Here is an 18,903-nt window from a genome sequence, read left to right as displayed (position 1 = left end):
TATTTTTACTGCATGGATAATTATTCAATCGCAGATAATTTCTCCCTGCTCTCCAAACTAATGGATATACACGGAGAAAATAGTTTCAAAGCCAAATCCTTCGCCTCCGCGGCGTTTACAATAGAAAAACTGCCCTCGCAGCTGAAAGAAACGCCTAAAGACGAGATATTCCGTATCAAAGGCATCGGAGAATCTACCGGCAAAAGCATACTCGAAATGCTGGATACCCAACAATTCTCCCTGCTCAATCACTACCTGGAAATTACCCCCGCCGGTATCCTGGAAATCATGAAGATTAAAGGCCTGGGACCCAAAAAAATAGCTACCATCTGGAAAGAACTGGAAGTAGAATCTATGGGTGAACTCCTCTACGCCTGCAATGAAAACCGCCTGATGCTCCTCAAAGGATTCGGCGCCAAAACACAGGAAAGTGTACGGCAGAATATAGAATTTTACCTCTCCAACCGCAACCGCTTCCTCTACGCAGAAGTAGCGGCTACCGGCCAGCAGCTGGAAAATCAACTACAACAACTCTTTGCGCCGGCAGCCGTTTCCCTCACAGGAGCCTTCCGCCGCAACAGCATTATCATAGATGAAATAGAAGTACTGATCGCCGCCCCGGTGGAAATAGTGGCCCAGCAACTGGCCGCCCTCCCCGGCTTTGAACTCACCGCTACCAACCAGGATAACCTGGTATGGAAATACAATGAGAAACTTAAAATAGTAACACATAGCTGCGAAGTAACAAACTTCTACGCCAAACTATTCACCACTACCGGTGCCCCCGCTTTCATCGATAAATTCAACACCGCAGGCGGAGCCGCTTACCTCCACAATGCTGTATCTGAAGAAGCGATCTTCAGTGCCGCCGGAATGGCTTATATCCCGCCGTTCTTACGGGAAGGCATAAACGAATTAGCACTCGCCCGCGAACAACAACTGCCGGATATCATCGTACCTGGCGACATCAAAGGTATCATCCACTCCCACAGCAACTGGRGTGATGGCGAATCTTCCCTGGAAGAAATGGCCGTTGCCGCCRAAGCACAGGGATTCGAATACCTCGTCATCAGCGACCATTCCCGCTCCGCTTTTTATGCCAATGGACTGCATATCGAAAGAGTGCTGGAACAACACGCCTCCATTGATGCACTGAATAAAAAACTGGCGCCTTTCCGCATTTTTAAGAGCATAGAATCCGATATCCTCAACGATGGTACACTGGATTACCCCGATGAAATACTGGCCAAATTTGACCTTGTTATTGCATCTGTGCACTCCAATCTTAAAATGACAGAGGAAAAAGCAATGGCCCGTTTGCTGAAAGCCATCGAAAATCCATATACCACCATCCTCGGACATATGACCGGCCGACTCCTGTTAAGTCGTAACGGCTATCCGGTGGATCATAAAGCGATCATCGATGCATGCGCCGCCAACCAGGTAGTCATAGAACTCAATGCCCACCCCCGACGCCTCGACATCGACTGGACCTGGCTGCCTTATGCCATGGAAAAAAAGGTGCTCATCTCCATAGATCCTGATGCCCACAGCATCCATGGATTCGGAGATATCAGGTATGGTACGCTCGCTGCGCAAAAAGGAGGCATCACAAAAGCAAACAATCTGAGTAGTTACACTGTTGACATGCTGAATAATTATCTGCAACAACGTAAGCAACAAAAAAATATCCTTCCATGATGCTACTGGGATTAGCCGTGGCCCCGGGATTTGCAATATGTCTGTTTATTTATTTAATGGATAAATACGATCCCGAACCCACCGGCTTACTGATAAAGAGCTTTCTGYTGGGCATGGGCTGCGTAGTGCTGCCATTGCTTGTACAAGGTCTTGCGGTATCACTAGGACTACGGGAAAATAATGGCACACTGCTGGGTACTGCGGCCTTCGCCTATGGCATAGTAGGTGTTTCAGAAGAGCTGGCCAAGTTCCTGGTACTACTGCTATTCGCCTATCCCAAAAAAGCTTTTAATGAACCCATGGATGGGATTGTATACGCCGTCATGATAGGAATGGGCTTTGCCACCCTTGAAAATATCGCGTATGTAGGCCGGTATGGTGTAGGCACCGGGGTAGCCCGGATGTTCCTCTCCGTACCCGCTCACGCTACCTTTGCTATACTCATGGGTTACTATGCAGGCATGGCAAAATTTGTTCCGCAGAAAAGCAGTAGCCTCCTCTTCCAGGGCTTGCTGATTGCGGTCTTCTTCCATGGCACGTTCGATTTCTTCCTGTTTCTCGGTAATAATATTTTCCTGATGGGCGCTTCTGTCATCACCCTCATTTTTGCCGTGAGACTATCTATCAAGGCTATACGAAAAGATACCGCCCTCTCAAAAAAGCTGCATGAACAACACTTTTTTGAGGAAGAAAATTGAAAAAAGCCGGGGCATGAAGCATAAGGCAAAAAGCTTTCAGCTTTACGCTTTTAGCTACCTTTGTACCGTAAACACCTTACAGCTAACCACTAAAAGCTAACCGCTGATGCGATTCATATATATCTACGATCCGCTATGCGGATGGTGCTACGGCTTTACCCCCGTAGTACAACAATTGCAGGAACGCGACAACGGAAACATGGAATTCAATATCCTTTCCGGAGGCATGATTACCGGTGATAACCGCCATCCGTTTTCTTCTATGGCCACCTACATCCAAAGGGAACATACCAATGTAGAAGCCTTGACCGGCGTGAAATTTGGCCAGGCCTTCCTGGAAAAATTACTGCCCTCAGAAGAAATCATGGATTCCGAAAAGCCCAGCATTGCCCTCACCGTATTTAAACAATACCAGCCGGAAAATGCCATCACCTTCGCACATGATATGCAGGTAGCACTGAACTATAACGGGCAAAGCCTTAATAATGACAGCACCTATCGTGCGCTCATAAAAAAGTTCAGCTTGCCGGAAGATGAATTCATCAGTCGCCTGCACGACGAACATTACCGCTATGAAACAAACCAGGAATTCCAGCTGATACAAAACTGGGGCATCACCGGATACCCCGCTGCTATACTGGATACCGGCAAACAACTATATCTCTGCGCCAGAGGATTTACCACACTGGACAAACTGCAGGAAACCATCGAAAATATACTCCGGGAAAATAACAGCTTATAATACTATGTACCAAATCAATAAAGCAACAGTAAATGATATCCAGGTGATACAAGATCTGGCAGAAAAAATATGGCGGCCCACTTACAAGGCAATAATTACACAGGCTCAGATCGACTACATGATGGAGCTGATGTACAGCACCGCAGCGCTTAACAAACAGATCACCGAACTGCAACTTCAGTTTCTGATCCTGATGGATGATGACCAACCAATTGGTTTTGCTGCTTATGGTACGACTGATACGCCAGATGTGTATAAGCTCCACAAAATTTATCTGGACTATAATTACCAGGGAAAAGGCGTAGGAAAATTATTGCTGYAGGAAGTCGTGGATCAGGTAAGCGCCCGTGGTGCCAATATCCTCGAACTGGATGTAAACAAATACAATAAAGCCAAACTTTTTTATGAGAAACAGGGCTTCAGTGTTTATAAAGAGAGAGACACTGACATCGGCCATGGATACCTGATGGAAGACTTTGTAATGCGTAAATCATTATAAAAAAAAGCCCGGTAAGGATATACCAGGCTATTCCCAAGTTAACCATTAAAAGACACAACTCTTTAAAAAAATAACATTGTTTTATAAGGTTATGTACGATAACTGTTAACAAGCGGATTTATCCTTACAAAAAAAAGCAGCATCTTTTATATTCTAATATAAAAGATGCTGCTTTTAAGTTTATTAATATTTATAAAGATTTCAGGAACGCAATGAGATGGTTACGCTCATCCGCAGATAGCTTCACATATCGATTCCTGCTGTCTGCTGCTTCTCCATCATGCCAAAGGATGGCTTCAGGAAGACTCCGGGCCCTGCCATCATGCAAATAGTAAGGAATCCCATTCGTTTTTTCAAACAAACCGATTCCCCACAACGCAGGCGTTTTCCATTCACTGCCGCTTGCCTGGAAATCAGGACGACCATCAGCCAGCCCCGCTCCCATATCGTGCAGCAGTAAATCCGTATAAGGATGGATACGCTGATTGCTGAGAGCTTTAAAACGTACATCCGTACCCGTTTGTACTGTAGGAATATGACAGCTGCCACAGCCCAGTTGCGCGAATAATACTTCTCCCTGCTTTACAGCCGGATCTGTTGTATTTCTGCGCGCAGGTACCGCAAGTGTTTTAATATAGAAAACAGTCGCATCCAGCGTCGTATCCGCCAGTAAAGGATCTGCGGCACGACCTTCGTTCTGTGTTTGTCCCCAGGAACTTTCCTTAGGGAAAATTCTGCTGGTAACCCCCATGTCCTGCTGATACGCCGCCGCTACCTGTGTTAGCAGTGTGGCCGTATTCGCTTTCATGCCATAACGTCCCAGCAAGGTTTTGCCGGAAGCCGGATCATACACGTAGTTAGGTTTTCCGCTGATACCATGCCCATCACGTGCCTGTTGTGCCGCAAAACCGGTAATGGTAGATTCAGGAATCATATCCAGCAAACCTAATCCAAAAAAGGGCGGCGCCATACGAGCCGATAACATCACGTTACCAGGCAAAGGCAGATAAGCATTGATCAGCCGGTAAGCAGGTTTATACAATACGGTAATGCTGCCATCAGGATAAATATAGTTCTCTTCTGTATAAACAGTATTCACCTTGGCTTCCGGTTGTCTCCCTAATACCGCCAGGTCCTGCAACTGCAATCCAAAACCAGGCACCGCTACCGGACCACCATGTTCATCACTTCCGGGAATGCTGATACGCACCAGCATGGAAGAGGTATTCAAACCCGTAGTAGGATTGCCTTTCCCATCGTTATGATGACAGCTCTTGCAACTTACATTATTGTAGATAGGTCCTAGCCCGCTGTTCACAGGTGAAGGTGCCGTTACAAATGTTTGATCTGATTGCTCATCTCCCACATCGTGTACATGCTGATCCTGTTCGTTCAGGCCTGGTATAGGATGACTGAAGGCCTTACTTGTAATATCGAAAAAGGTAGCCTCACCTCCACTTAACCGTGGATCGTAACCGCTTTCATCAAAGGTATCTGCCTTTTTGCACATCATCAGCCATACCGGCGATGCCAGCAGTAAAGCCATTACATATATCTTTCTAATTTGCATTGCCGGGCTTAATCAGTAATATTTTTAACCACAAAATCTCTCAGCTCTGTATTCAGTAACAATGCCAACGCATTAATTGACTTCATCGCATTTTCGCATTGTGTGCGTTGTCCGCCTGCATCCAGGATCGCCTTTTCATATGGCAGTGTGATCGCATCAAAAGAGCCGATAGCTGCCTGGAAACCCTCTACAATCTTTTTATTCAGCGATGCATTTTTTGCCGCTACCACCTGGTCAAAACCTACACCTTTGTTACCCAGGAAACTGCTGGTATAAACATTATAAGCACCTACCAGGTTATTTTTAAAATCGGTGAGTGAGTTACCGCTGAAAGGAGATTCTACTTTGGTACCATCTTTCAGATCAAATGGTTCCTTCATCTTACCATCACCCACTTCATCACAAATGCCTTTCATACCATCTACGATAGCGATATATACATCCTGCTTTTTAGCATAGATATTACCACTGGCGCCGATAGTCAGTAATTTATTACCATAGTTACCTCCTGCAGGAGCCCAGCTGTCTGACAGTTTGTTACAGATGTTTTTAAGATCCAGGGTAAGACTGGTAATATATTGCATTTCACGGGCGTTGATATCAGCCGCTTTGCGCTGACCATCGGCTCCCCATAAAATGTATTCTACCGGGTGATAACCCTTTAAAGCATCTGTCAATTTCTCAACATCCTGTAATTCCAGCTTATTGGTATTGTCAGCAAGCAATGCATCCAGTTCGGATTTATCTACCGGCCAGGTATCCATGCTCGGATCCAGGTTATCATCTTCCACAGGTCCAAACAGGAAACCTTCACATTGCTCCCAGGTGCTGCGCATATCACGCCATGCCTGCCTGGCAGCGGCCAGGTTTACTTCTGTAGGTGTTGCCTTTAAAATAGTTACTTTATCGTTGAAGGTGCCGGCCTTATTAGCCAGGTCTTTATAGCCCGGAATAGCTGTTTTACTAACAAAATCAGTAATGAAAGTAGCTTTCAGCGTATTAAAATCCGTTGTGGGAGTGCCGGTATCCGGCTTATCACTTTTGGAGCAGGATACAGCGCCAATTACGACTATTCCCAACAGGGCCAGTTTTATATATTTCATGAAACAGTTGATTATGAAACGTGAATAATGAGATTACTTTGTTGTACTTCGGTTTTGAGTTGCAGCAGGTGGGTGGCTGCCGGGCCTTTCTTTACTTTACCGTCTTTATCGAACTGGCTACCGTGTACCGTACACATATAGCCGTTACCGGTAGGCGTGAGCGGATTATGCTGATGCGTACAACGAAGCAACAGGGCTTCATACGTATTGTCTGGCAACTTACGCACGGCTATTTCGTACGCATAACTTTTAGGGCTCACCAGCTGCAGCGGAGCAGCATCAAATAAATTCAGCGGCACCGTTACCTCGTTTCCATTCATCACGGCACGGTAACTCTTCATTGTGCTGCAGGACTCCAGGAAATCCACCATGGAAATGCTCACGGCACCTACCAGGCAAGCCTTGCAGGTATCTTTCAAAAAACTTCTCCTGTTCAGATGACTCATATCATTAAGATTTGAACATTAAAATGAATAACCGATACCTATGTTCAGAAAGGAATTATTTGTTTTGTAGGGAATCCGGTTGGGGCTGGGATTAACAACCAGGTCAGGATTCTCATCACCGGTATGCATCAGTCTTACATCTGCCTTTATTACCACATTGGGAATAGGCAGGTAACTGAATCCGGCAATCAGGTGTTGTTGTTTTTCAGTACCATCATAAATGGCATTGATGGGCGTGGCACTGTTCAGGTCAAACATTTCATAGCGGGCAAATACGTTCAGTTGCTGGCCTTCCATGCGACGGCTTTTTTCCAGGAGGTTATAGGCCCCTTCGAAGTAAGCGCCATACATGCCTTTACTCATATTGCTGGCATATGCTTTATTCACATCTTTTGCATCCGGGAAAGAAATGGAAGTGCCCAGTATCTTAAAGGCAAAACCATTCCGGGCATATTGTATGTCTGCTTCTCCCAGGTATATCGGCAATGCTGCCATACCATAGCTGAGTTCAAGACTATCAGATTTTCGTTTGTTCAAACCGTTGGTACCACCGGCATAACCAGATACCTGGAATTTGAAGTCCTTCCAGAAATACTGCAGGGAGGCGGTAATCGCCAGGTTATTGGCAAAAGCACCCTGTCCTTCGGCACGTCCTTCTTTAATACCTGTGCCATGGGTAAATTTGGAGTCATCGAGTCCATTTACTACTGCCACGCTATAATTAATAGGCAGGTTACGCAAACGGCCATAAAAGCCAACACCCAGCTCACGCCAGGTAGCGGGTATCACTACCTGCTCTACCAGCGGACGCTCTACCCCATTAAAATTTACGGGCAGGTGGTTTTCATTCAGCAACCCGATACGGGGTGTAAACAACCCCGCCACTATATACTGCCGTGGATTAAGATTAAAGCGTAAATAAGCCTGTTCAAAGGCAATTTCTCCCGTAAACCCATTGTTCTCCTGACCTACACCTGCCTTCGCATTTTCCAGCTCTAATTCACTGAAAAAGGCAATCTTCGAATTAAACTGATGCCCTACAAATAATACCGCACGTTCCAGTGTGGCAAAAGACATCTGTTCATTAAAATTTCTCTGGTAATAAGCCGACCCGTAGCCGGAGATCACTGTTTTACTTTTGGCGATACCTGCATTCAGGGAATCTTCACTGGTGGTAAATACTAATTTTTGTGCGGCTGTTAATTGTTGAGCGCTGGCAAAAGACACTGCAAAAATGCAACCCAATAGCGTAGAAATGACCGTTTTCATTGCACAAATTTTGGATAATAGAGGTGATTATTAACTATCGTAACCGGAAAATTTTCAAGCAAGATGGGCATTGCATCGGTTATTCATTCAAAAACATTAATTATCAATACTTTAACATATCAACTCTCTTTTTATAAGAAAAAAAATCGATACGGGTCGCTCAAAAACGGAAAATCTCCGATCTGTTGTATCAAAAAAAATTCCCGCATAGTAAACTATGCGGGAAGTAGGTGTGCCTGAAGCGCGTATATCGGTTATTGATCCAAGCCGTTATTATTTAGCTGTCAGCACGGTGCCTTCATCGTTATCATCGTCGTGGATGATCGCTATGGCCTTGTTCAGTTTCAGCTCAGGAGAAATTTTCAGCACCCCTGCATTTCCTGCTGCAGTGGCGTCACGCAGTTTAACTGCTACCAGTGCATCTGCTTCTTTTACGCGGTCGTTTACCAACGCTACCTGGATATCGGTTTCGCTGAATGCACAATCACCGGTAATCTTCACCATGTCACCGTTCATGATAACATAGTCCTTACCATAGGTGGCAGTACTCGCAGAATCCACACCAAAGAAGATGTTGATATCGCTACCGGTACAGTTGGTTTGTACAGATTGATCGGAAGCTTTTACCAGGATACATTTAAACATACTCACCGGTGCAGTGGCAGATTCGTTGGCATCTGTCAGCTTAACCAGCGTAATGTATGCTGCCTGATCCTGTATGTACTGAGAAGCAGAAATAGAGGTAACGTCTCCGTTGTAACCTACCGCTGCTTCGTTCTCTGCTTTTATTTCACTCAATACCAGTACTACTGTTTCAGCCAGTTCAAAACGGTTGTCGTCTTTTACTTTTACATTCAGACTGGCAGTAGTTGCACCACTGTCGATTACGAAAGGAGCTTTAATGCTGCTCACGAAATCTGCACCAGGTAAAGCAGTACCGTTACCGAATTTATAAGTTAAACGAACCGGTTTAGAAGTAGCATTGATCAGCGGCGTATTATCTCTTTTAAATAAACCGGCAGAAAATACCACATCTGTAGCAGGTTCTGCTCCGTTGTTACCTCCAATGAATTTCACCATCGCCGGCTGATCCAGGATGGTTACTTCACCTTTGGATTTAGTAAGATACAGTTCTGATGCATCCAGCACTTCTACGTGGAAAGACTCTTTGCCTTCCAGCAGGTTATCGCTTTTTACAGGAATCTGTATGGTTTTGGAAATAATAGCACCAGCGGCGAATTCAGAAGGTACAAAGGAAATAGTTCCTTCGGTAACATCGAAGTCAGCTGCACCGGCACCACCTTTATGCGGAATAGTTTTATAATGAACGTTAACGGGTGTACGAACACCGTTACTCCTTAAAAATCCGGATAAAGTAATTGTCATGGTTGCATTAGATAAACCATTCAGAGGCTCAGAAACAGCGATATCGTTAATAGATACACCATGACTGATCTTAATGATACGGTTGCCATCTTCGTCACCACCACCCGCTGCAATGATTTCGCCGGAAGGGCTCATCAGCAGGGAAGCCAGACTTGTTTTAGCATCGTATTTACCCAGTTGTTTATCAAACATCATTTCACCATCAGGAGTCAGTTTAATCATGCGGTAGCCATCTTTGGCAACTACGCAGATCTCATCATCTTCGGTGAGTAACAGGTGCTGGAAAACAGAACCCAGGTTTTTGTTTACCACTGCGGTTCCATCAGGAAGCAGTTTTACAATTTTACCGGTGTTGTTGCTAACGTTACCGCCGGCAGCCACCACCTTTCCATTTTTGCCTACTTCCAATGCATATAAAGCAGCATCAGTTTCTTTATTAAACAACTCTGTTCCATCAGGACGCAGTTTAACAATACGGCCTTTATCTTTTTCTTCTGCGCAGGCAAAGATCTGACCCAGGTCATTTACTTTGATGGCATTGAATTTACCGTCAACAGTACTGTATTCCTTGTCAAATACTACCTGACCTTCCGCATTCACTTTCGCGATGCGGCTGGCGTTGCCGGTACCATAAGCGCCACCGCCCATAGCCAGTACAGCACCATCTTCCAGCAGTAACATTTTTTCGAAAGTAGCACCTGGTTTACCGAAAGAAAGCTCAAATTGTTTTTCTCCCTTACCATCTACTTTTACCATGTAAGCTTTTCCCTGTCCATCACCCACGTCGCCACCTACAGCAACAATGTTTTCATCTTCATCAATCAGCACATTGGTAAATACATTGTGTGCACCAAAACCTTTGTCAAATTCAACTTTACCATCAGCGCTCATTTTGGTGATGCGCGCCTGAGCAGGCTTGCTGCCATCTACGCCAACGGTAATGTAATTACCATGACGATCGGTAATGATCTTTGTGAAATAACCACCCTGACCATTGCCAATACTTTTGTCAAACACCACTTCACCAGTAGCAGACAGTTTGGTAATACGGGCATTGCCATAAGCAATGGTACCACCACCCACTGCCACGAGTTCATTTTTAGGTAATAAAAGCAGATCCTGGTAAGCTACCAGTCCGCCCTTATTCAGTTTGGCATTATAAATAAGGTTTCCTGTTGCAGATAATTTGGTAATGCAACCATTATCTGTTCCGCCGCCGATAGCAACAATCGAGTTGTTCTCCGCAATCGCCAGTTTCTTATACTGGTTCTTGGGAGCACTGAAACTCTTGTTAAACACAACAGGCATTTCCTGTGCGAAGGCTTGTGTGCCTACCGCCAGTAAAAGCATTAGTGAAGAAATTTTGTTCATTTGTATTAGTTTGATATACGCAAAAAATAACCGATAAACAATTTATTGAATCCTGACCTCACATCTCCTGTTTACGCCTTGCAGCTGTATGAAGACGTCCCTGTCGTTGTCCAGACTATGCTGTCTCGCTATCCACACCGGCCTGGTAGAGCCGAAGTAATTAATCTTTATTTTATCTGCATCCACTCCCCTGCTCAACAGGCATTCCTGTATGTACACCGCACGGTTCTTGGAAAGCGACAGATTATATCTTTCCGTACCAATAATATCCGTATGCCCGTTCACCATTATAATCCGGTGAGGATTGGCCTTCCATAACTGGAAAATAGAATCCAGCTTGCGCCATTCCTGATCCTGCGGTACATAGGAATTCAGGTCGTAATAAATAAAACCCGGTACTTTCCAAAGTGATTCCAGTGCTTTCATGGCACTATCTTTTGCCAATGTGTAGCTGCCACCTTTTAATGAAGCAGGCATGCTACCCGACTGTTGCCAGCTTACCACCTCCGGACTGCTGTATGCTGCCTGGCCGGTGTGTACGGGTATTGTTGTGGTACTATTGGAAGATGTAGAAGCAGTAATGCTGCTACCCGGATTGGTCGTTTGCCAGGGAATATTTTCAGGAGAACTGTCTGTTATATTGTCGGAATACGCTACCACTTTACGCTCAGGTGTGGCAGCAACGGCAACTGTGGCAACAGGCTTTACAACAGCAGGAACCACTACCGGCTGTTCTGCAGGGCGGTTATCATACTGTTTACTACCTACTAAAGTCAGCTGTTGACGGCTGTCCGTCTGGTTCATAGTATAAGGCACGCTATCGTCGTCTTTTACTGGTTTGCCGGGATAAGGCAGATCCAGTTGTTTCAAAGGATTTTTCTTCAGGTTTAATACATAGATATGATCATTATCATGTGCACCCGAACGATCTGATGTAAAATATAATAACAGCTTGTTTTCATCCAATACAGGATTCAGATCATCAAACTGTGTATTCACAGGATAAGGCAAATGTACGGTACCTTCTTCTGGTTTTTTAGTGTTGATCATAAATATATCCAGTCCGCCAAAGCCCCGAAGACCGTTGGATGAAAAGAATAATTTATCGCCAACAACAAAAGGATACAGTTCATTTCCGTTGGTATTGACGGCGGGCCCCATGTTCACAGGTGCTTTCCACCTTTTGGCTTCCTTGTCCCAGTCAGCATAATAAATATCTGTACCGCCCTGACCGCCAGGCATATCAGATGCAAAGTACAACCGTTTACCGTTAGGTGCAACTGATGGATGCAGGAAAGAATAAGACTCCGTGTTTTTTCCCAGCTTCACCGGCAACGGCTTGCTCCACATATCATGGTCTGGTTGATAAATAGCGGATAACAGCTGCGTGCCATTATTATAGTTGATATAGGAGTTCTTATCATTCTTCACATCCGTAAACCGGTTGGAAGTGTAGATCACCTTTTGTCCGTTCTCAAAGAAAGAAGCCGGCCCTACCTGTAAAACACCCCGCAGACTGTTATTAAATGGCTCTACCCCATCTTCTGAAATCTGGTATAATTTGGAGTTGGTGTAGAAAGACTGCTGTTCATTCTTCTTAATATCATTGGAAAGGAAAACAACATTGTTCTGATACAATGCCAGCCCATATTGATACCCTGGCAGATTTAACCGTAAGCTGTCCACCCGGATATTTTCCATAGAGTCACGGTTAAAGAAGCTGTAGTAGTCCACCAGTGACGCCTGCAGGTTAGTAAAGCGGGCGTTACTTTTATAGTTATTGGCGTATATCGCGCTTATTTCCTGCGCCTTGATCACCCTCCCTGTACGTTTCAGCAAATCGATGTAGTTAGTAACATCGGTCACCAGTACATCTTTTTCCGGTTTGTATAACAATTCATCGTACAGGCTGATCGTTTTTTCAAACTGCCGGGTTTCAAAATAAGTCCTGGCCAGTTGCAACTTGGCCCTACGTAAAAGGTCTTCACTGGTGCCATTATTAATCACTTCGATACACAGTGAGATGGCCCGCTCATATTCTTGTCTTTTGTAAAGACCCTCGGCACGTTTTACCTTAGCCTTACTCCCCAAGCCACCTATTTGAATATGATCCTTTACAAAACTGCAGGAAACAAACAGGGAAACAATGCTCAGAAAAAGTATGAGGGAACAAAAATTAATTTTTCGCATACTATTCTTCATTTTATTATAATTAGAAATAACGTGGCGCCACCACTTTCCACTTCGACCAGGAAAAACGGTAGTTCACCATCAACTCATGCGATACAGTTTGTGCGCCTTTCAGGTTCGACTGCATAGGCGTATCATAAGAATAGCCTATCTGCAGGTTCTTGGTAGCCTGTACCTGTACCAATCCTGTTACTGTTTTTTCTGAACGCCAGGAAGCTCCCAGCCATACCACATTCTTCAACAGCACATTGGCATTCAGATCATACTGGAAGCCCGCCCCTTTCACCTGTCTCAGTAACACATTCGGCTTCAGTTTCACGTCATCATTAATATTGATAAGATAACCGGTTTGCAGATAGTAGTGCGATTCTACCACTACCTTATTCACACTGTTACCCATATCAAAGCTTTTGAACGTAGGAGAGGAAATCCCGRTAAAGAAACGATCGGTAAACAACATAAATCCAAATCCAACATCTGTTTTCCAATAGCTCTGGTTATGTGCAAACGCCGGATCGGTAGTAGATAACGAGCTGTTATCTTCCCGGAACTGCGACATACCACCCTTGATGCCCATGGCCAGGTAAATTTTCTCGTTGAGCTTTACCCGCTGGGAAACATTAAAATTGACAGCCGTTTGTGAGTTCACCGTAATTTTTTCATTCATCAGCGAAACACCAAAGCTGGTGTTAGTGGCTTTAATAGGTGTATAAAAAGAAGCCGTTGCTGTTTTAGGTGCACCATCTACTCCCACCCACTGGTTACGACCCACTGCCGTAAGACTGGAGGATTCGTCCATTGATGGGTAAGCCGGGTTGATGATCATACCGTTGAACATGTATTGCGAATACAGTGGTTCCTGTTGTGCGGCTGCCTGCAGGCAACAGCACCAGCATAAGATAGCAACCCCTAAAGCTTTCATAAGACGCTCTTTCATAGGTATCAGCTTAAATATTTAGTCAAACTCATCTTACTAATAAATTCGTGTATACGTTAACGTTTAATCACAATGAAACCGGTGTAACGCTCTTTCTTACCATCAATGGTTACTTCAATGTTATAGAAGTAAGAACCATCCGGTACATCATTACCTACACTGCCTCCTGCATTTGCACGTCCTTTAAAGTTGTTGGACTTGTTATCGTAGTTCTTCAGTTTAAAGATGGTACCACCCCAACGATTAAATACCACCACTTCGTTGTTTGGATACTTCTCAATGTTTTCGATATACATCACATCGTTACCCAAACCATCATTATTTGGTGAAATAGCAGGATGTACGCGGATCTTACCACTGTTATTGTTGATCGCACGGCCATCTGTGGTGAACTTCTCTACGGAATCAGGTACACCATCACCATCAGAATCAAGATCCAGGAAGTTCGGAATACCATCTCCATCTGTATCATCATCAAACGGATCACCATTGCCATTGATATCTTCCTGTCCATCAGTTAAGCCATCACCATCTGTATCACAGGTTTTGCACATAGCATCATCGTTCAGGATCACACCCGTTGCCTTAAGCGGATTACCTAATACCGGTGTATTCTGGCCGGATGGTACTGATACAGAAGACATCTTCAGGATAAATGTTTCGTTTTGTTCAAACGTAGTATCACCTTTAATATTCACTGCTACCTGTCCGATGGTTTGTAAAGGAGCAATCACCGTTTGTTTGATCGTATTGTCGAAATCAACACCTGGTGTAGCTTTGAAGTCCATATAAGGATAAGATACCCCTTCAGTGGATTCCTCAAAATCATAGTTAACAGTAATCGCACGGGAGCTTTGTCTACTCAACTGTACATTAAACCGCAGTGGTGTATTTTCTCCTTTATTGCCTTCTTTCACACTGAATTTATCAGCGGCAAAAGTCAGCGTCAGCGGGTCATTATCGGTAATGCTTACCCTTGCGGTATCCTTTTCACCCGCTTTGTATACCAGCGTGCTGCTGCCTCCAACGAATGGCAGAATAGCTGTTTTCAAATAACCATCATCATCGTTGATATCATTATCAGCAGCAGTAATAGTGAAAGTATGTTGTTTGGTCAGCGCCGGCATGGTGATCGTAACTATGTTACCATTCACTGTGCCTTCACCAGCGGTAAACGTACGTGCCGCATCCTGGGCTATCTTTATTCTCACCGGTACATCATGTGCAGCGGAAGCTGGCGAAGTAAGCGTAAACTGTACGGCAGTTCCTTCTGCCACACTGGTAGCACTGGCAGATAATTCTACTACCAGGGTATCATTGTCATGTATAATCACATCCGCAGCGGCATTAGCAGACAATGGCCAGGTTACACCAGGAAGCGTACTGCTAACAGTTTTCAGCTGCACGGCTACATTCTCATCTCCTTCTACAATATTATTATCAATAGGCGTTACCGGGATATCCACACCATGCTGACCAGCAGGAATTAATACCGTACCACTCAGTTTCTTATAACGGGTATCCGCTACAGCATTACCTGCTACGGTATAGGCAACCGTCACATCTTTTGTGGCAGACAACTGGGTATCGGTAAACTGAACCCGGAAGGATCCTGCGATAGCTGGCTCGGAAGCATCAGCGGTTTTTGATATCGCCATTTCACGACCCGGTGAATCACTTTCATCATCATGAATATTCAGGCTCACAGTATCACGATCATCTACATCCAGGGCAATGTTTTTGTTAAACCGTTTCATTTGTGCCAGCATCAGGGCTACTTTCACCCGCTCATCTCCTTCAATCACCTTGTTGTCTATCACATTCACGGGAACGGATACACTATTTTGGCCAACCGGTATAACTGCGGAGGTTTGTATCGGTGAAATATTGGTCGTTCCTGCAATGCTGCTTACATAGAAAACTACTTTCACATCTGTGGCAGCGGTGAGGTTAGCTGGCAACTTCACGATATAAGCACCATTGGTAGCCGGTTCTGCAGCATCTTTATCTTTTTGCAGGATCACCCGCATATCCCCTGTTTCAGGAATCAGCACCATACCTGGTTGTGATATAACATATCCGGTAGTTCCCAGCTGCGCAGTAAACTGCAGTTGCTCATCACCCTCCAGTATCTTATCATCCTTCACCAACAGGTGATATACCTGGTTGTGTTCACCGGCAGCAAGTGTTACCTGTGCAGGTACACCACTGTAGTCAGCAGCATCTGCGGTAGATGTTGCATGCCTGGAGATGTTAATAACCACATCTTCTGAAGAAGTAATCTGACTGTTCACAAATCCAACTGTCACATCACTCGTATTACCTTCCTGCATAACGGAGGAGTCTACACGCACTTCCAGTTTCAGGTTGTCCGGATTCAGCCGGGTAGCATCATCAATGGTAACCGACAGCTTATCTCCTTTCATGCCAGGATAATTCTGCGGTGCTGCAGTAATCCATAACAGTTCTGGTTTCTCCAGTATGAAATCTGTTTTTGCCTGGAAGGTAAAGTCCACACCAGGTGCGTTCGCAGGAATGGTAACCATAAGCGGCAGATTATTGATATCACCTGCACCCGCTACCGAAGCAGCATCTATACTTAATGCTACGGTGATAGGTTTGCCGGAAGTAACTCCTGGTGCCAACGCTACGTTCATGGTATAGTTGTTACCTTCCAATACATGTGTACCAGTAGTTACCGCAGTGAGATGTATAAATCCGGTGGCCGGATCATCATGTGTTCTGTCTTTAATAGTGATCGTGGTATCTTTTATAGCAGCCGCACTGAAAACCGGATCTGTAATACTTCCCTTAAACACCACTGTTTCATCATCTTCCAGGATCATATCTTTCGCTGCCTTCAGCACAAATGGATGTGTACCGGTATTTTGTCCTTTTTTGATAAGGATATCATATGGAGAAGGCAATGCGTTATGATCCGAATTGACAGCGGTACTCAGCGTGTTATCCTTATTAATATGTACCACGATGTCCTTACCTGCCTGCAGGTTGTTAGGCAATTGTACACTTAACACAGCTCCCTGCGCGCCATTCTCGTCAATAGCAACCATACTGGTATGAATCAATATATCAGATGGTAAAGGATACTGCGCCGCATCATCCTGAATGGTCAGCGTAGGTATAGCAATAGTATAAGTACTGATGCCATCTGCGGCCGTAGCGGAAAGTGTAATGGTTTCCGGACCTTCTGTGAAATTATCTTTCTTAATATTTAAACCGGTCACCACGCTGCTGCTATCCAATGTTACGGTAGTAGCCAGTGAATAGTCCGGTCCTGCTTCTGCGGTACCTGCTGTTTGTGGTAACTGTATGTGGATAGGGATAGCAGTAGTCACTCCCGCAGGCAAACTAATGGTCACTGCACCATTATCACCTTCTACCAGCGGTGATTTAAAGATATTCACATTCAGCTGCAGGTTAGCCGGATTGGTGCGGGTAAGATCCTTGATACTCAGGCTCAGGTTGTTCACCGTATAGCCATTGGCGGTAGCATTTACTATCAGTGCTTCACTATTCTCCAGCACCTTATCCGCAACAGTTTGCAGTAATTCAAAATCAGCCGTAGTAGTACCATGTGGTAATACAAACGTAGTGGCCGACATCGTATAGTCGTCAACGTTTTTAGCGGTAGTCAGCGCCGGGTCTACTGCCAGATGAATCGTCAGATCCTTGGTAGAAGCATATGGCACGGATACATGCACCATTACTTTATTGCCTTCCGGTATTAAGGTAGCATCCGGTGTGAGTGTAATCTTTCTGGCGCCAGGTTGTGTTTGGGTAAGGTCCTTAATATAAATGGCGGTGTTGGTAGCAGGCATATTCACATCACCTTTGTTACCCTCTACGATAATGGATCCTTCATCATCCAGTATTAAATTGGTACTGGTAGTGATAGGTGCCGTAGATCCGGCGGCAGTGTTATTGGCGATCGTAACAGTAGCAGGAATACTACTATGACGACTATCAGCCACGGTAGATAAAAGCGCACTCTTATTAAGATTTACTACCCAATTCTTACCGGCTTTCCAGCCATTCGGTAAAGTAGCGGTAATCACTGCACTTTGTCCTTCGTTTACGCTATCCGGTACACTGCTCAGTTTGATGGAATCACCGGCAGGGAATGGGTACTGCGCATCTTTGATCGTCAGATCAAGCCTAGCTGGTGCAAAGGTATACACCGTGTTATAAACGTCACTGATCGCTGGACTCACATGAATATCTTCTACATCTTCTACAAAAATATCACTGGCTACTTTCAGTTCAGCAGCACCGGAAGCACCGGTAAAGCTGGTATCTGTTGGCAGACTGTAATCGGTGCCACGGGTAGCGGCGCCTGTAGATGGCAGACTTATCTTAATAGGTATTTCCGTACTCACACCAGCAGGTAAACTAAACCCAATCTGTTGGGTATTGCCTTCCGGCATGCCGGCAGCAGGTGGCGTGAATGTAATCTTCGTTTTAGTCGCATCTCTGCGGGTAGCATCATAGATCTTCAGTTGCGCATCTGTTACCATGTAACCACTGGCGGCACCGGAGATATTCAGTTGCTCATCTTTTTCTATGATCTGATCTGCAATCGCTTTAATCACTGCGGCGGTAGTAGTAAATACTGCCGTGTCTTTCGGAAATACGATAGATGTTTGCAGGTATTGGAAATCAGTTGCAGCAGCTTCTGTACCAGCCACTTTCGTTGTTAAGGTAATGGTCACTGGTCTGGCAGAACGGTAACCAGCTGGCAGTGACATTTTGAACGCGGTACTGTTGCCTTCATTTAATGTTGAGCTATCTGGTGTCAGTGTCAGTTTCTTCTGCGCAGGGTCCGTGAGATCTTTAACATAAATATGGGCGCTGGTAGCAGGCATATTTACATTGCCTTTATTACCATCTACATTTAAAAGCCCTTCATCATTAAACACCTTATTGGTCAATGTCTGAATAGCGGTGGCATCGCCATGATCCGCTCCGCTGGC

General features: G+C 44.9%; 12 protein-coding genes. 4 read left to right on the top strand and 8 right to left on the bottom strand.

What is annotated here, in order from left to right; all coding sequences use genetic code 11:
- Nucleotides 1-12 precede the first annotated feature (12 nt).
- The 4 genes from AC1DP6_RS16215 to AC1DP6_RS16200 all read left to right on the top strand — a co-directional run bounded on the left by AC1DP6_RS16215 (nt 13) and on the right by AC1DP6_RS16200 (nt 3,640).
- Nucleotides 13-1,701, top strand: a complete 1,689-nt coding sequence (locus tag AC1DP6_RS16215) for a helix-hairpin-helix domain-containing protein (RefSeq protein ID WP_477055764.1) — start codon at nt 13-15, stop codon at nt 1,699-1,701.
- Complete coding sequence (locus AC1DP6_RS16210; RefSeq protein WP_477055763.1) at nt 1,698-2,399, top strand: PrsW family intramembrane metalloprotease; 702 nt, start codon at nt 1,698-1,700, stop codon at nt 2,397-2,399. Before AC1DP6_RS16215 ends, AC1DP6_RS16210 begins: the two co-directional genes overlap by 4 nt.
- A gap of 106 nt (nt 2,400-2,505) precedes the next feature.
- Nucleotides 2,506-3,141, top strand: coding sequence for a DsbA family protein (locus tag AC1DP6_RS16205; RefSeq protein ID WP_441577621.1), 636 nt, complete (start codon nt 2,506-2,508; stop codon nt 3,139-3,141).
- Nucleotides 3,142-3,145: 4 nt separating this feature from the next.
- Nucleotides 3,146-3,640, top strand: a complete 495-nt coding sequence (locus tag AC1DP6_RS16200) for an N-acetyltransferase family protein (RefSeq protein ID WP_477055762.1) — start codon at nt 3,146-3,148, stop codon at nt 3,638-3,640.
- A gap of 190 nt (nt 3,641-3,830) precedes the next feature.
- On the opposite strand, the gene AC1DP6_RS16195 is transcribed toward AC1DP6_RS16200, so the two are convergent.
- From AC1DP6_RS16195 to AC1DP6_RS16160, 8 genes are all read right to left on the bottom strand, one after another.
- Nucleotides 3,831-5,210, bottom strand: a complete 1,380-nt coding sequence (locus AC1DP6_RS16195) for a di-heme oxidoreductase family protein (RefSeq protein ID WP_477055761.1) — start codon at nt 5,208-5,210, stop codon at nt 3,831-3,833.
- A gap of 8 nt (nt 5,211-5,218) precedes the next feature.
- A complete protein-coding gene (locus tag AC1DP6_RS16190) occupies nt 5,219-6,313 on the bottom strand; it encodes an imelysin family protein (RefSeq protein ID WP_477055760.1) in 1,095 nt (364 codons plus the stop codon).
- Nucleotides 6,314-6,324: 11 nt separating this feature from the next.
- Nucleotides 6,325-6,759, bottom strand: coding sequence for a QcrA and Rieske domain-containing protein (locus tag AC1DP6_RS16185; protein ID WP_477055759.1), 435 nt, complete (start codon nt 6,757-6,759; stop codon nt 6,325-6,327).
- 18 nt (nt 6,760-6,777) lie between these two features.
- The gene (locus AC1DP6_RS16180) at nt 6,778-8,028 is read right to left on the bottom strand and encodes a hypothetical protein (protein ID WP_477055758.1); all 1,251 of its coding nucleotides are present in this window, start codon (nt 8,026-8,028) and stop codon (nt 6,778-6,780) included.
- Nucleotides 8,029-8,301: 273 nt separating this feature from the next.
- Nucleotides 8,302-10,785 (bottom strand): Calx-beta domain-containing protein, encoded by a 2,484-nt coding sequence (locus tag AC1DP6_RS16175; protein ID WP_477055757.1) that lies wholly within the window; start codon nt 10,783-10,785, stop codon nt 8,302-8,304.
- A 42-nt stretch (nt 10,786-10,827) separates the two neighbouring features.
- Nucleotides 10,828-12,975: an OmpA family protein gene (locus AC1DP6_RS16170; protein WP_477055756.1), complete on the bottom strand. Its 2,148-nt coding sequence runs from the start codon at nt 12,973-12,975 to the stop codon at nt 10,828-10,830.
- Between the two features lie 22 nt (nt 12,976-12,997).
- Complete coding sequence (locus AC1DP6_RS16165; protein WP_477055755.1) at nt 12,998-13,912, bottom strand: PorP/SprF family type IX secretion system membrane protein; 915 nt, start codon at nt 13,910-13,912, stop codon at nt 12,998-13,000.
- Nucleotides 13,913-13,968: 56 nt separating this feature from the next.
- Nucleotides 13,969-18,903 (bottom strand): Calx-beta domain-containing protein (locus AC1DP6_RS16160; RefSeq protein ID WP_477055754.1); only part of this gene is annotated, 4,935 nt, incomplete at its 5' end.

The sequence above is a fragment of the Chitinophaga sp. 01L420 genome (assembly GCF_056399985.1).
Note: the sequence above shows the minus strand (reverse complement) of the source record. Positions and strands in the feature narration are given on the sequence as shown.